The organism is Paenibacillus hodogayensis, from assembly GCF_039536325.1.
Classification (GTDB): domain Bacteria; phylum Bacillota; class Bacilli; order Paenibacillales; family NBRC-103111; genus Paenibacillus_AB; species Paenibacillus_AB hodogayensis.
The window spans coordinates 712,987-727,567 of the sequence record NZ_BAAAYO010000010.1; the positions used below are offsets into that span (position 1 = coordinate 712,987).

A 14,581-nucleotide genomic window follows, 5' to 3' on the forward strand; every position below is an offset into this window, starting at 1 on the left:
CTTGCAGTACGGAGAAAACCGCACTTCCCGCTCTCCGTACCATGCGGGCGAACGGGGATCTCGGACTGGCGGAATTTCCTCTTCGGTAAAATTGTGGAAATCCGCCGATTGGCTTTATCTTACTATACGGCCAATCCGGAACGCCACAAAAATATCGGGCACATGGTTACAAGCGCCTACAGCGGAAAAACGGCAAAACGGTCATAACGATTCACGCGGCGGGATACTCCCGCCCCTTCAATCATCCTCCTCCCGGTATGCCTTCAGCACGTCCCACAGCAGTCTCGCCAGCAAATAAAGCCCCAGATAACTGGAAAATCCCATAAACCACATACTGTCGAACACCCGGTGCACTTCGGTCTCGTACACCGTGTTATGCTGGCGGATATCGAAGACGGCGAATGCCGTCAGAATGCCGGAGCCAAATGCGCTCACCAGTCCAAGCGCATCGATCAGCAGCTTCATTCGCGCCGACATCCAGCGAAACAACACCATGACTGCGGGAACGAGCACAATGCCGATGACGATCAAAATTTTCACAGTTGCCCTGCACCTCCACTTTTCGGTTACGTTTCAGCATTGACAGAAGCAGAGCAAAGGATACGCGAACCGGGCAGCTCGGCTCCCGAGGCCTGCCGCTTTCATGACGGCTTCGCGAATGCTATGATGGAATGGAAATCGTTTCCGCAAAAGGAGGGCGCCCTTTGCCTAAAGCTATCCGACTGTACTGCCTGTGGTTTGCGCTGTATGTCGTCGTTATCGGCATCGGCTTATGGCTGAGTTCCGGCAACACGGTGCCCGCAGCCTTCCGAGGCACGCCCGCCGATCCGGCGACGTTCCTATCCCCGGACCAGCTTCGCGAAAGCGGCGTTTATTCGGCGCAGCGCAACTGGCTGTTTTTTATTTCCTATCCGTGGCAGTGGGGCGTATACGTCATTTTGCTGTTCGGGGGATTTGCGAAAAGCTGGGAGGCGAAGCTGGAGCAGACCCGGCTGCCGTTCGCGGCCAGGCTGGCCGTGCTGGCCGTCATGATTAGCGCAGTAGCCTTCGTCGCCCAGCTGCCCGTCCGCTTCACCGGCTACATGCTGTCGCGGAGCCATCATATATCGACGCAGCCTTTTGCCGGCTGGGTCCGGGACAAGCTGGTCGCCTTCGGCATCGATACGCTCATCACGCTAGCCGTCGCCGTCGTCGCCTTCTGGTTCATTCGCCGGGGCGGGAGGTGGTGGCTGAAGCTGTGGCTGCTGTCGATTCCGTTCACGCTGTTTCTCATGTACATTCAACCGGTGGTGATCGACCCGTTGTACAATCAATTTTCGCGCCTGTCCGATCCGGAGCTGGAGCTAAGCATCGAGCGGCTGGCCGCAGAAGCGGGCATCCCGACGGAACGCATATTCGAGGTCGACATGTCCACCAAGACGAATGCCCTGAACGCTTATGTAGACGGCATCGGGCCGAGCCTGCGCATCGTGTTGTGGGATACGACGCTGCAGCGGATGACGCGGGACGAGGTTTTGCTGATCGTCGCTCATGAAATCGGCCACTATGTGATGCATCATCTGGAATGGAGCGTGCTCGGCGCGGTCGGCGGCTCTTTGGCGATGTTAGGGCTAGGCAGCATCGCGCTTCGCTTCCTGATCCGCCGGTGGGGAAAAGCTTGGGGCATTCGCGAGCCGGGGCAAGCGGCCGCTTTGCCGCTAATGCTTCTGCTGCTCTCGGTCGTTTCCTTCGCCTCGCTGCCGGTGTCCAATGCGGTCTCCCGGCAGGCGGAGAGCGCGGCCGACCGGTATGCGGAGCAGCTGATCGGCCATTCCAGCAGCGCGGTCAGCATGCATCAGAAGCTCGCCAAGGCGACGCTGGACGAGATCGATCCGCCGTGGCTGGTGAAGCTATTCCGCTCTACCCACCCGAGCGCCTTGGAAAGGATCGCCGATGCGCAAGCTTTCGAAAACCGTTCCAAGTAAAGGAGAGGCCCAGGCGGACGGTTTTTCCATCCCGGCGCTTACGGTAGCGGACGACACACTGATCCAACTACCTGCCGATTCCGCCGGCTGCGCCCCGTCAGCTTTGCTTCCGAGAACCGATTCGCTCCCGTCCGATGTTCCCGCAGCCGCATCGCCGCTTAAAGCGGCCGTCTTCGCGGCCGCCGGCGTGTACACATCGCCGAACTTTATGGAAGGCGTGCTGGAGCGGATCGCGCGGACGTTGACCGAACAGGCCGGAATGAACGTCGTCCGCTCCGCCCTGCTGTTCCCTTACGGCGATTGGAGCAGCGGCCTTTTCCGCCAAATTCGTCAAGTTCGCCGCGATATGTCGCTGCCTGTCCATGCCTTCGACCGGTCGCTCGGCGGCAGAATGGTGCTGGAGGCGCTCGACGATTGCAGCGCAGCCGATCTTCTGTTCCTTATCGGCCACAGCGGCGGAGGCGTGGCCGCTGTGCACGCGGCCATGCAGCTGCGCCGGCTGGCGGGCGCACCGCACATCCGCATCGCCCAAATCGGCTGCCCGCGCGGCCGGATCGCCTCCGAGCTTAGACCGAACGTGCGGTATCTGTATGCGGTCCATCCGGCTGGCGGCGCCCCCAAAGACCCGATATGCCGGATCGGCAGCTGGGGCGGCTGGGAAAGCGGCACCTTCGGACTGCCCCGCTGGAATCCGCTGAAGCACGCTCCCGGAGAACGGATTCCGGTTCCAATTATCGGGGGGCATGCCGACTATTTTCGCGAACGGCCTCCGTTTCTTGATCAAGCCGGACGTTCGAATTTGGACATCGTTGCCGAAAACATGCTGCGGGGACTTATCGTCCGCAACGGCAGCGAAGCGGCGTACGTCCCGCCCTCTCCGGAAAATGCGATCCCCGGCGCGCAGTCCGCCATCCGGTCGACAGACCCGCTCGATGGATGAACGGCGCTCCGCTGGGTATTTGCTCAATTGACCGCAAAGGGCTTGTTCCAAAGTCCCGAAATAAGCCAATAGAAGCCTCCAAACCCACCTAAGAAGTGGGGATGGAGGCTTCTGTTTGAAATGAAATTCGGACTTACGGGACAACCCCATTAGTCACAGGAATCATCCTTTGCCGGGCGGAACGGGCAGCCCGTCCTTTACACCGGCCACTGCTCCTTGCGGTAAGCCATGTCCCAGAACTGGTACTCGTAACGGCTGCTCGTCACAAAATGGTCCAGCATCCGCTCGCGGTCCGCTTCCGTCACCTTCTCCGCAATCTCATCCAGCCGGTCGACCTGCTCCTGTACGAGCTGCTTGAACCCGTCTCCTCCGTAAGCAGCGATCCACTCGCGGTAGATCGGCTCGTCCGGCTGGGCGCCTTGCAGCCTTTCACCGATCTCGTAGTACAGCCAATAACACGGCAGGATAGCCGCGATAATATCGCCGAGATGGCCGGTATAGGCGGCGCGGAATAGGTGGGACGTATAGGCGTAGGCGGTCGGAGCCGGCCGGAGCGTCCGCTGCTCCTCCTCGGTAATGCCGAGCAGCGCCGAGAATTTCGCGTGAAGCGACAGCTCCGCTTCATAGGTGCTCTGCGCGTGCGCAGCCATCCGGCTGACCGTCGGCAGGTCGTCCGCCTTGGCCGCTCCCAGCGCCTGAATACGAGCGAAGCAAGACAAATAATAAGCGTCGTTCAGCACATAAAAGCGGAACGAATCGAGCGGCAGCGTGCCATCCGCAATCCCCGTAACGAACGGGTGGGTAAAGCTCGCCTCCCAGCTCGCATTGGCAGCTTCTCTTACGCGTTTGGAAAACAACATGATTTATGTCTCCTCTCTGGTTATCGCGAATCATAAAGGGCGGCCTTTACCGCACGTCCGTCACGTCAAAATACGGCACCGCCACGCCGATCGCGTAAGCGGCCGCGCATGCGGCGATCGCCCCGGCAATAAAAGCCGCGTCCGCCAAGGAAAAGCCGATCGCGTAATAATACGTCCGCGGCCCTCTCCCGGTAAACCGCTTCGCCTCCATCGCCACGGCGATGCGCTGCGCCCTGCGAATGCTTTGGGCCAGCATCGGCACCGCGTACGCCTTCATCCGGCGGATCAGACCGCCGATCCCGCGTTCGCGGCCTACGCCGCGCACCGCAAGAGCATGCCGCAGCGTCTGGAACTCCTCAAGCATGATCGGCAGCAACCTCAAGGCCGCCATAAAGCTGTAAGCGTACCGGGACGGTACCTTGCCCTGCTGCATCAGCGAATAAAACAAGTACACGGGCCGGGTCGTCAAAGCAAAGATCAGGCCGATCATGGCAAAGCCGAGCGACTTCAATCCGACCTGCATGCCGCGAAAAAAGCTTTCCTCGGTTACGCGGATGATGCCCCATTCCCACCAAAGCGTCTCTCCTTTGCCGTAAAACATCATCGACGTGGACGAAGAGACGAATAGCAGCAGCGCCGGCAGCACGTACAAGGCGAGCCGCTTGGACGGGTGTCCGCTCCCTGCGAACAGGATCGCGAAAGCGACCAGCACGCCGTTCAGCATTACGCTCGGATTATGGGTAAACAGGACGCAGAAAAACAAGACCAGCGCTACGAATAGCTTCAAAGAAGGGTTCACCCGATGCATCCCCGTTTCCCGGTAAGATACAAACGAGGACGCCTCCGGTGGCTGCCGCTGCGAACCGAGCGGTTCCGACGAAGCGGAGCTCATGCCCGTTTCCGACACCGACACCACCTTGCTCTCCTGAACACGCTCTTGATCGCGGCGAAGCCTCGCCTCACCAGCCGATTCGACAGACGTCGGCGTCGGTGGCGCCGGCCCACGCTTCGGCGAGCCTCCCTCGGGCCATGCCTCTTCGCCGCCGCTCCGCCGGTCCTCCCACAAAGCCGTTTCCGAAGCGGCCCATTCGGCGGCAGACTCGTCGCGGGTCAACCGGCCGTTCTCGATCACCCAGACGCGGGTGGCGAACCGCTGCACCAGCTCGGGGTCGTGGGTGACCATGACGATGGCGGTGCCGCGGCTTCGCCACTGCTCCAGCCGCTCCAGCAAGGCGAACGTATTCCGCGCGTCCTGCCCGAAGGTCGGCTCGTCAAGCAGCAAAATCCGCTGCTCCTTCACAATCGCCGAAGCGACGCTCAACCGGCGCTTCTGGCCCAGCGACAGCTGGAAAGGGTGGTTCTCCCTCCGTTCGGTCAAGTCAAACGATTCCAGCAGCTCCATCGTCCTCGCCTGCACCTCGGCCTCCGGCCGCTTTTCCTGACGCAGCGAGAAAGCCGCCTCGTCATAGACCGAGTTGGAAACGAACTGGAACTCCGGGTTTTGAAACACGAAGGCGATTTCCGCGGACAGCTCGCGGTACTGCTCCGCCGGCCGGCCGTGCAGCATATAGGTGCCGCCGGTTGCCAGCAGCCGCATCAATCCGAGCAGCAGCGTGCTTTTGCCCGCCCCGTTCGGACCGACGACCGCAATCCATTCCCCTGTGCCGACGGTTGTTTGCTCCACCCTCAGCAGCTCGGTTTTCCGCCGACTGACGGAAAAACCGTCCAGCTCGATTAAAGCCTTGCCGTCGATCGAAGCCGACGAGCGCGTTTCCACCATGCCGGGAACAGCACGGACATCCGTCGGCTGCCTCCCCCGCGCCCAATCGTCCCAAACCCCCGGATACCAGATTCCGTCCTCGGCGAGACGATGGCGGTGCCGGGTGAACATCTCCCCGGGCGGCCCGTCGGCGACAATGTCCCCGTTCTTGCCGAATAATACGACCCGGTCGACATAGTCGACGATCGGCTCGATCCGGTGCTCGACGATGACGACGGTCAGCCCTTCGTCCACGCTTCGGATCGTGTCCCACACCTGCTCCGCGCCTTCCGGATCGAGCAGCGCCGTCGGCTCGTCGAGGAACAGCACGTCCGGCTCCAGCGCCAGCGCCCCGGCAATCGCCAACCGCTGCTTCATGCCTTGCGACAATGCGGCGATCGGCGTATGCGGGTCGGCCAGCTTCAAGCCGACCCGGTCCAACAGCCGTTCTATCCGTTCCTTCATCTCGTCTCGGGGGACGAACCGGTTTTCCAGCACGAACGCCAGCTCCTCGTCCACGAACGGCATGCAAAACTGCGTATCCGGGTCCTGGAACACATACGCCCACCGCTCCGGCACGACGATCGAGTCTGCCGCCACAGGGACGTCAACCGCATGCGGAATCAGGCCGGTCAGCACCTGGAGCAGCGTAGACTTGCCGCAGCCGCTCGGACCGAGCAGCAGCAGTCGCTCTCCGCTGCGCACCGAGAACGTTAAATCGCGAAACGTCAGGGAGGAGGCGCCGGGAAATTTCAGCCTCAGCTTCTCGACTCCCGCCGCTATTGTCATGCCGCCTCACCCCGCCGCCGTTCAATCATGGAGCCCCTGCCGGTCCGCATCGGACACCGGGCGCACGATCCGGGTCACCCCGGTCGCCTCCAGCGCCTTGACCAGATAATAGGCGAAGCCGCCGGTAATAACGATGCAGCCGATAAACCGGAACACGAGGTACAACGTCAAGTTCCAGCCCTGCAATTCCAGCAAATAGCCTTTGTACGCATCCATCGCCAGTGCCCCGAGTCCCGCGCCGATCCCGGCCAGGCAAGCGGTGACAAGCGAATAGGAGCGGTATGCGAACAGAGCGAAGATCAACTCTGCTCCAATCCCCTGCATAATGCCGTACGTCAGCGATTCGACCCCGTACTGCGAGCCCGTGAGCAGCTCTCCCGACGCGGCGGCGACTTCCGCCAGCAGTGCCACACCGGGCTTGCGGATCAGCAGGAACGCGACCGTGGCGGCGATAAACCACATGCCGTACGTGAGCTGCTCGGCTTGCAGGCCGACAAGCTTGACGACATCGTATACCGGTCCCCAGATCCGGTAAATGAGTCCGAACACGATCGCGATGACGATCGTGACCAGAATGTCGGTCAGCTTCAAGCCTTTGGAACGCTTCCTTGCGATGGACAATAACCCCAGCTCCTTTTCGATAACGAGTGTTTTCGTCACTTCAGGCGGCCCGTTTCGCAGCAAAAAAAAGCCCGCCCCCGATAGAGGGCGGACGCGTATTCGACATCAAGCGCTTCGAACGTTACGGTGTCCCACTTCCCTACGCTGGCATCATCCAGATCAGGTTCGAAGGGTCTAGGATGCGCAAGCATCCAATCTCAGCCCGGCCGGGCTCCCCTAGTGACTTCTATATCGTAACACGATTCCAACGTTTGTCAACCGGCTTTCCGGCTTGTCATGAAACCTAACAAAGATATAATTCCAAATAGTGACAGACTGAATTTGGATATGTTATTATATGGATATTCATTCTTGCGCAGACTCGACTTTATCCGGCAAAAGGCAACGGAATCGAATATCGAAGGAGCCGCAAAACCATGGAAGAACTCGTTCGGTTGAAGCAGACCATGCTGGACGCCACGCACGAACTGATATCCGGATGCCGCTTCTGCGTGCATATCGCCTCCGACTCCGATGACCGAACACCCGTGCACTGCGTGAAATACTCCGGCTGCGCCATCCCGGTACAGCTCAATGTGGCGACATGCCTCTCCTGCCAAGAATACAAGAAGAACGGCAAGCGGGCGGAGAAGATCGGCATGGCGACAAGCAGCTAATTTTGCCCGTTTGAAAGCGTTCCCGATTCAGGCGCAGCCGCCGCGACGGAATAAAGATGGCCGGACAGACGCTTCCGCTCGCCGTACATCCTCTCCGCGATCGCAGCAATTGCACGGCCTTCTCCATGACGTCATCGATCGCCAGAATCCGCAGTCTTTCCCCGAAAATCGAATCCTTTGTAATCATCTTTGCGGGCCCGGCAATAGTCGGCTTCCAGCCAGCGGCTGACCTCTTCCTTAAAGCTCCGTAACCGCCAGCTCTACAGCCCCTTCGATCCAGGACGGCTGCCGCAGCAGCTCGTCTGTTTGCCGCTGCGGAACCGAGAAGGCTCCATTACGTCCTGGGGAGATCGGGAGATACGGGTGCGGGAATCGCTGTTGCGTTGCCGCCTGTTCTATGTCAAGATAAGATATATCTCTCGCAAGGGGCATGGACGAAGATGAAACCGTTATTTCGATTGTTGACCGAGCTTTCTTCGCGGAAATGGATCTCGCGCCTGACCGGCGCATTTGCCAGATCGGAAGCAAGCCGGCTGCTCATCCCGCAGTTCGCCAAATCGTACGGAATCCGTATTGAAGACGCTGAGAAGGCGATTGCGGAATACCGGACGTTGAACGAATTTTTTACGCGGCGTCTGAAGCCGGGGCTGCGCCCGTTCGACGAAAACCCGGACGCCCTGCTGAGTCCGGTCGACGCGCTTATTACCGGCATGGGGCCGATTCAGGCGGGCACGCTGCTGAACGTCAAAGGACAAGACTACACCGTCGAAGAACTGCTGAACCGTTCCCCGAGGACCGTCAGTTACCGGTCCGGCTTTTACTTCGTCCTCTACTTAAGCCCGACGGACTACCACCGAATTCACGTTCCCGCATCCGGCGTAATTGTGGAAAAGGAGCATGTGAAAGGGAAAGTGTACCCCGTCAACGATTTCGGCTTGCGCCACATGAAACGGGTGCTCAGCCGCAACGAACGGCTTATTACGTATATTGACCACGAATACGGCGAACTGGCCGTCGTCAAGGTCGGCGCCATGAACGTCAGCAGCATCTGCTACGTCGAGCCGCTTCCGGACCGTGTGGAGCGCGGCGACGATCTCGCCTATTTCGAGTTCGGCTCGACCGTCGTGCTGCTGACCGAGAACGGCATCCTCGAGCCCCGCCGGGACTTGGCCGTAGGCAGTAAGGTCAGGATGGGTGAATCGTTGGGACAACTACACGGCAAAAAATGAGGCACGACACATAAGCAAACATCCGTCAAATTCGAAGGATGTTTGCTTTTCCATTTTCAGGATACCCGTGCTAAAATAGACTTATCTTTCATGCTTTCAACAAGACTGTTTGATGGGATGGAGCGGTGCCCTTCATGTCTGTCGTCTACGCATACAGCGACTTTGATTTCAACGTCGAAATCAGTCATATCAGCGAACGAAAGCCGAATCCGCAATGGAAAATGGATGGAATATCCAACAATGCCCAATACCTTGTCGCCTATTGTCTGGAAGGCGAAGCTTTCTACAAAGTGGAAGGAAAAGACTTCCACATTCGCAAAAGCGATTTATTGTTTTTCCCGAGAGGCGTCGTCCGTTCCGCTTACGCCAATCCCGACCATCCGTGGTCGTTCATTTTCATTTCGTTCGACGCCCAGTTTCTCGACGAGCCGTCCCGGGAGCAATTCGACCGGCTGGAACGATGGATTCGCAGCCCTCATCTGTACAAGCTTTCCCCGCTATTTCTCGAGCTGAGCCAAGTTTGGACCGGACGGAGAGCCGGATTTAACGTCAAATGCCGCAGCCTGCTCATGGACATTCTGTATCAGCTGCTCCACGAACAAAACCGCTCCATGCACGGGAACTTCCGCTACAATGCGATAGAGCGGACGGCGAACCATATTTTGCAGCATTACGCCGAAAGCTTCACGACCGACCAGTTGGCCAGCCTATCCGGACTGAGCGCCTCCCACTTCCGGCTGCTGTTCAAGAAAATTACGGGCATGACCGCCGTGCAGTACCAGAACCATATCCGCCTCAACAAAGCGAAGGATTTGCTGTTGGGCGGCGGCTGCAACGTGACGGAGGCGGCGCTTTCGGTCGGTTACCACGATATTTATTATTTCAGCCGACTGTTCAAAAAAATGACTGGCAAAAATCCTTCCGACTGCATTCCTTGATCCCGGGCAAACCGGACGTCAAAAACCCAAGCCCCCGACCCGCCGGGGCGGACTTGATCGGGGCTTGGGGCAGAAGAGAGGCGCTATTGCGGCCGAGTCGGATCGAATGCGGTGCGGAAAGCGACCATATATCCCTCGCCGTTGTACGAATCTTGCAATGTTCCGGTTCCCCGGGGCCGATTACGCTCGACGCCGTCACTTGGCCTGCTGGGCAGCCTTGATCGCCTTGCTCCCCGCCTCCTCGGCATTGCGGAATACCGTATTGATATCCGTCGTTCCTTTGATCAGCGATTGTGCCGCAGCCTGATATTGGCTGACGAGGGCAGGGTCGTAGATCGGCGCGGCCGGAATGACAGCCGGTTTATTGATAAACAAAGCTGCGAAATTCTTTTCCTTGAACGGCGTATCCTGACCGTATTCCTTGCGCACTTTCTCCGTGTTCAGCGACGACATCCACCCTTTGCGCGCCAGCGAAACCTGGAATTCTTCCGAAGCCATATATTTCAACACCTTGGCAGCGGCATCCGGATTTTTTGCCAGCTTCGTTACGCCGAAGTACATCGGGTAGCTTTGCGAGCCGATCCCGGGCAGTTCGCGAAAGGTCGGCATCGACACCAAGTCCCAGTTCATCGCCTTCAGCTCTTCCGGATTCGTCAAGTACAGTTGGGCGAAGAAGTTAAGCATCCCCACCTCCTGATCCTTGATAAAGCCATTGATCCCGTCCAGCGTCGAGTTTTGCAAGAAGCGCTGCTTGTACGCCTCTCCCGGCATCATCTTGCCGAATATCGTCTCGTAAAACGTCTTCCATTTCGGATCGGCGGCGATTGTCGGCGTTTCCGTTTTGGGGTCGGCCCGAGCCAGCGAGAACTGGTTGGAGCGAATCGTATGGCCGAATGTTGCGGAGAAGCCGTAATATTGCTTGCCGTCGGCAAAGCGGGTCAACTTGCCGGAAATTTCCGCAGCCTCGTCCCACGTCATACCGTCTTTCGGGTAGGGAACTCCGAATTTATCGAATAGATCTTTGTTGTAATAGAGCGCCTGAACATTCGACTGAATCGGAATGCCGTACAGCAGCCCTCCCGTGTTGATTTTCATGGCGTCGATCAAAGTCGGCTCAAACCGGTTCGTATCAATGCCGTGCTTTTTGATCAGGTCGGTCATATCAACCTGCAAGTCGTAGGTTTGTAAAGCGCTTTCAAAATTACCGATCGTGGCATAGTAAATATCGATCGTGGTTTTCGTCGCGACCAGCTCGGGCAATGTCGTCGCTTTCACCGCAGCGTCCAGCTGCAAATAATGGATGGTGTAATTCGGAAACTTTTTGCGTATCGCATCCCCGTAATACGTGTTGAAATATTGCTGCGATTGAGTGGAGTTCCCGTAAAACGTCAGCTCCGCCGCCTCTTCCTGATTAACCGCTTCACCCGGCTTGGCGGCATCCGGGTTACCGTTGCCGCTGCCACTGCTGCAAGCGGCCGACAATAAAGATACACAACTGCATGCGACTATGGTCAACCATCCGCTTCTCTTCATCATTGGAATCGATCCTCCCTTTTATCGTTGCTTCAGTCAAGTTAGCGCTAACCTCTAAGATTACCTTTATTTTATACGCTCGCTTGACCGCTTGACATAGAGGAAACAACGATCATTTATCCGATTCGCTTAAATCGAAAAGCCGGATTCCCCAGCTCGAAGAAACACGGCCAAACCCGATATTTCGGCTCAGGCCATGCCGTAAGTCTGCTCATAAAACTTGCCTTCCGCGGGGAGGACGAGCCGACTCTCGCGTTTGACTCGCAGCGACGCGGCGCCCATGCCAAAAAGGCGCAAGCGAACGCTTGCGCCTAGCCTGTCATGCCCTGCTCTTGGCCTACGGCTTACCGGTTACCCCGGCCCGTGACGAGATGCACCATCGTCGGATATTCCTGCTCCAGCATCGGGAAGATCCCCTCCGGATAAACGGGACGTCGTTTCAGCTGGGACAGCGTACGCCAAACGAGCTTGACCGAGGAATGCTCCTTATGCCATAGCGGCTCGGGAATGTCGTCCGTCTCCGCCAGCTCGCAATGATGGATCAGCGTAACCTGATGATGCTCCTTGCCGTAGTATTGAAAAAAATGCTCGTTCACCGCTATAAGGGGACCGACCTTGACCTCCAGATCGTACTCCTCCATAAACTCGCGCACGATCGCTTCGGCAGCCGTCTCTCCGTATTCCACCGTTCCTCCGGCAAACCGGTAAAACGATTCGTCCTCATCGCACTGCACCAACACCTGTCGTTCGCTTCCATGCCTGGGGTCCCCCGCTTTGAAATCGCGAATCATAATCCCGGCGGCTCTCAATTTCGGATTCATACGTCCCCCTCCCCGCCCGCAAGCTCACGGCGGCTGCCACAAAGTCACAATGTTCAATAATTGTAACCGATCCCACTAAAAAAAGAAAATCGCCGTTCCAGCGCAATCGGTACGCATTACAGGTATTCACGGTATCGGTACGCTCTATACATGCATATGGCCACGAAAGAGTCGCAATGTAGCGGGACAACCGACGGGGGCCGCTCTTTTTTGCGCAATTCGTACCGCCATCTCCTGCAGCAGCGCAACTTCAGACGAGTCGGGGCATGACGTGCCCAACTCCACGGCTGGCGCCGACCAGGCGGCGCAGCCAACCGTCCGCTACAGGTGCAGCGTCATGCCTTTCTGCCGATATTGGGCTCCCTGGGCGCCTAGAGAGCATCCTCCCGAACGCTCCCGGCAAGCGGCAGCCGAAGAGCGAACTCGCTGCCGTCGGACGAGCTGCGGACGAGCAGCAGGTCGCCTCCCTGGGCGCGGGCCAGCATCCGGCTGAAAGTCAAGCCGAGGCCGAGGCCGCGGATGCGCTGTCTTTTCTCCTCTCCGCGAAAAAAACGCTCGAACACGAAATCGCGCTCGTTTTCGCGAATGCCCCGGCCATTGTCGGCCACGACGACCTCCGCCATCCCGCCGGCGCCAGCCGTGCGTAACGCAATCGCCAGCGGACGGCCAGGCGCTTCTGCCTGCCTGGCATTGTTCAGCAGGTTGACGACGATTTGCTGGATGCGGAACGGATCGCCGAACAGCTCCAGCCCCGGCGCGACCGGCTCCAGCTCGGCCAACGGCCGTTCCGGCTCGTGAACCACGTTCCATTGGTGAACGATTTCCGCGATCAAGGCTCCGGCGTCCAGCCGCTCCCGCCTTACCGTCACGAATCCCGCAGCCAAAGCATCGTAATCGAGCAGATCCGCGACCATCGTCTGCAGCCGGTCGGTTTCCTTCAAGGCGATATCGAGAAACTCGTCGGCTTCCTTGCCCTGTACGACGCCTTCGCGAACGGCGTGAACGAGTCCTTTTACCGAAGTGACCGGCGTCTTCAGCTCGTGCGTAATGCCTGCCATCATCAGCGTTCGCCACTCCTCCAGCTGGCGCAGCCGCGACGTCATCTCCTTGAACGAGCCGACCAGCTCGCCGATCTCTCTTTCCCGCCATTCCCCGTCCAGCCGGATATCGTAAGAACCGTGGCTCACCTGCCTGGCGGCAGCCGCCACTTGCCGAATCGGCCTCGACAGCTTGCGGGAGAGCAAGTATACCGTCAGCCAACCGAAGACGGCAAGACCGATAAGCAGAATGGCGAGAACTCCGTTCTGATGCGGCGTGAAGACCAGCGCTTTGCGGGTCTGGATCAGCGTCACGTGGCCGATCGTCGTCCCCGCTTTATTGTAAATCGGCGTCGAGACCGTTACAAAATCCGGGTTGACGGGCGCCGTCATCTCTTCGTTCAGCCGTTTGCGGATTTCCTGCGGCGGCACGGTCCCGTCGTTGTAGAACATCTGCCCGGACGTCCCCGTAATTGTCACGCACAGCTCGTCGTTCAGCTTGAAATACCGTTTGCGGTTTCCGATCAGCTCGTCGAGCGATTTCGTTATAACCGGAATGTCTCCGTCGCCGGCGACCCGGTCGGCGATTTCCTGCGAGAGCAGCCCCATCATCTGCAGCCGGCTGTCCATCGTCGCCGCGCGCACCCACAGCACGGCGGCCGACGCCACGAGCGCCAGCCCAACGCACAGGATGAGCAAGTAGCGGAACGTCCAATACGACAAAATCGAGGTCGGTTTCATTCGCCTACCCAAAATTGATACCCCGTTCCGCGCAGCGTGCGGATCTCTCCTTCGGTTTCCGGCCACCGGGAAAGCACTTGCCGCAGCCGCTTGATCGACAGATCGACGGCTCTGTCGCTACCCTCGTAATCCATGCCCCATACTTGCTCGATCAGCTGCTCGCGCGTAAACGTACGGTTCGGGTACTCGGCCAGAAACAGCAGCAGCGACAAATCCCGCGGGCTGAGCAAGAGCTCCGCCCCGCTCAGGCATACGCGGTGCGCGGCAAAATCGACGGTCAGCCGCCCGAAGTGGCGCTGCTCCCCGCCGGCGATCCAGCGAACCGGGCGGCGCAGGACGGCATTGACGCGGGCGACGACCTCCTCCGGCACGAACGGCTTGGACATGTAGTCGTCGGCGCCTCGGTTCAGCCCGTCCAGCCGGCTTTCGATATCGCCCTTGGCCGTCAGCATGATGATCGGACAGCCGCTTCTTTCGCGGATGCGCTCCAGCACGGTCCAGCCGTCGATGGCCGGCATCATCACATCGAGCAGCACAAGATCGGGTTGCGACGCCTCGAACAGCCGCAACGCCTCTTCCCCGTCCGCCGCCCGTTCGACCGAGAAGCCCGCGCGCTTCAAATAAGCCGTGAGCACCCGGGCGATCGCTTCCTCGTCCTCGGCGAGCAAAATCGTCCGCATCCGCCTCTCCCCC

General features: G+C 59.0%; 13 protein-coding genes and 1 riboswitch. Of the genes, 5 read left to right on the forward strand and 8 right to left on the reverse strand.

What is annotated here, in order from left to right; translation table 11 throughout:
* Positions 1 to 237 precede the first annotated feature (237 nt).
* Positions 238 to 540, reverse strand: a complete 303-nt coding sequence (locus tag ABD796_RS22165; RefSeq protein WP_344911921.1) for a hypothetical protein — start codon at positions 538 to 540, stop codon at positions 238 to 240.
* Positions 541 to 704: 164 nt separating this feature from the next.
* Here ABD796_RS22165 and ABD796_RS22170 point away from each other — a divergent pair, with 164 nt between their 5' ends.
* Together ABD796_RS22170 and ABD796_RS22175 are read left to right on the forward strand one after the other, a co-directional pair.
* Positions 705 to 1,964 carry a M48 family metallopeptidase gene (locus tag ABD796_RS22170; RefSeq protein WP_344911924.1) on the forward strand — a complete coding sequence of 420 codons (1,260 nt, stop codon included), beginning with the start codon at positions 705 to 707 and terminating at the stop codon, positions 1,962 to 1,964.
* Complete coding sequence (locus tag ABD796_RS22175; protein ID WP_344911926.1) at positions 1,933 to 2,904, forward strand: hypothetical protein; 972 nt, start codon at positions 1,933 to 1,935, stop codon at positions 2,902 to 2,904. The genes ABD796_RS22170 and ABD796_RS22175 overlap by 32 nt, the downstream gene beginning before the upstream one ends.
* A 197-nt stretch (positions 2,905 to 3,101) precedes the next feature.
* Here the strand turns inward: ABD796_RS22175 and tenA are convergent, their stop codons facing one another.
* From tenA to ABD796_RS22190, 3 genes are read right to left on the reverse strand one after another with little or no spacing between them, the layout of a single operon-like run.
* Positions 3,102 to 3,764, reverse strand: a complete 663-nt coding sequence (gene tenA / locus ABD796_RS22180) for a thiaminase II (protein ID WP_344911929.1) — start codon at positions 3,762 to 3,764, stop codon at positions 3,102 to 3,104.
* 46 nt (positions 3,765 to 3,810) lie between these two features.
* Entirely contained in the window at positions 3,811 to 6,312 is a 2,502-nt protein-coding gene (locus ABD796_RS22185; protein WP_344911932.1) for an ATP-binding cassette domain-containing protein, read from the reverse strand.
* A gap of 21 nt (positions 6,313 to 6,333) precedes the next feature.
* Entirely contained in the window at positions 6,334 to 6,927 is a 594-nt protein-coding gene (locus ABD796_RS22190; protein WP_344912922.1) for an ECF transporter S component, read from the reverse strand.
* Between the two features lie 125 nt (positions 6,928 to 7,052).
* Positions 7,053 to 7,161, reverse strand: a riboswitch (TPP riboswitch).
* 188 nt (positions 7,162 to 7,349) lie between these two features.
* On the opposite strand from ABD796_RS22190, the gene ABD796_RS22195 reads away from it, so the two are divergent.
* From ABD796_RS22195 to ABD796_RS22205, 3 genes are all read left to right on the forward strand, one after another.
* Positions 7,350 to 7,589, forward strand: a complete 240-nt coding sequence (locus tag ABD796_RS22195; protein ID WP_344911935.1) for a hypothetical protein — start codon at positions 7,350 to 7,352, stop codon at positions 7,587 to 7,589.
* Positions 7,590 to 8,029: 440 nt separating this feature from the next.
* The gene (gene asd, locus ABD796_RS22200; RefSeq protein WP_344911938.1) at positions 8,030 to 8,818 is read left to right on the forward strand and encodes an archaetidylserine decarboxylase; all 789 of its coding nucleotides are present in this window, start codon (positions 8,030 to 8,032) and stop codon (positions 8,816 to 8,818) included.
* Positions 8,819 to 8,952: 134 nt separating this feature from the next.
* A complete protein-coding gene (locus ABD796_RS22205; protein WP_344911941.1) occupies positions 8,953 to 9,756 on the forward strand; it encodes a helix-turn-helix domain-containing protein in 804 nt (267 codons plus the stop codon).
* Between the two features lie 195 nt (positions 9,757 to 9,951).
* On the opposite strand, the gene ABD796_RS22210 is transcribed toward ABD796_RS22205, so the two are convergent.
* The 4 genes from ABD796_RS22210 to ABD796_RS22225 all read right to left on the reverse strand — a co-directional run bounded on the left by ABD796_RS22210 (position 9,952) and on the right by ABD796_RS22225 (position 14,568).
* A complete protein-coding gene (locus ABD796_RS22210; protein WP_344911944.1) occupies positions 9,952 to 11,292 on the reverse strand; it encodes an ABC transporter substrate-binding protein in 1,341 nt (446 codons plus the stop codon).
* Between the two features lie 341 nt (positions 11,293 to 11,633).
* Positions 11,634 to 12,110: an NUDIX hydrolase gene (locus ABD796_RS22215; protein ID WP_344911948.1), complete on the reverse strand. Its 477-nt coding sequence runs from the start codon at positions 12,108 to 12,110 to the stop codon at positions 11,634 to 11,636.
* Between the two features lie 371 nt (positions 12,111 to 12,481).
* Positions 12,482 to 13,888 carry a HAMP domain-containing sensor histidine kinase gene (locus ABD796_RS22220; RefSeq protein WP_344911952.1) on the reverse strand — a complete coding sequence of 469 codons (1,407 nt, stop codon included), beginning with the start codon at positions 13,886 to 13,888 and terminating at the stop codon, positions 12,482 to 12,484.
* Positions 13,885 to 14,568, reverse strand: coding sequence for a response regulator transcription factor (locus ABD796_RS22225; RefSeq protein ID WP_344911956.1), 684 nt, complete (start codon positions 14,566 to 14,568; stop codon positions 13,885 to 13,887). Before ABD796_RS22225 ends, ABD796_RS22220 begins: the two co-directional genes overlap by 4 nt.
* Positions 14,569 to 14,581: the final 13 nt, after the last annotated feature.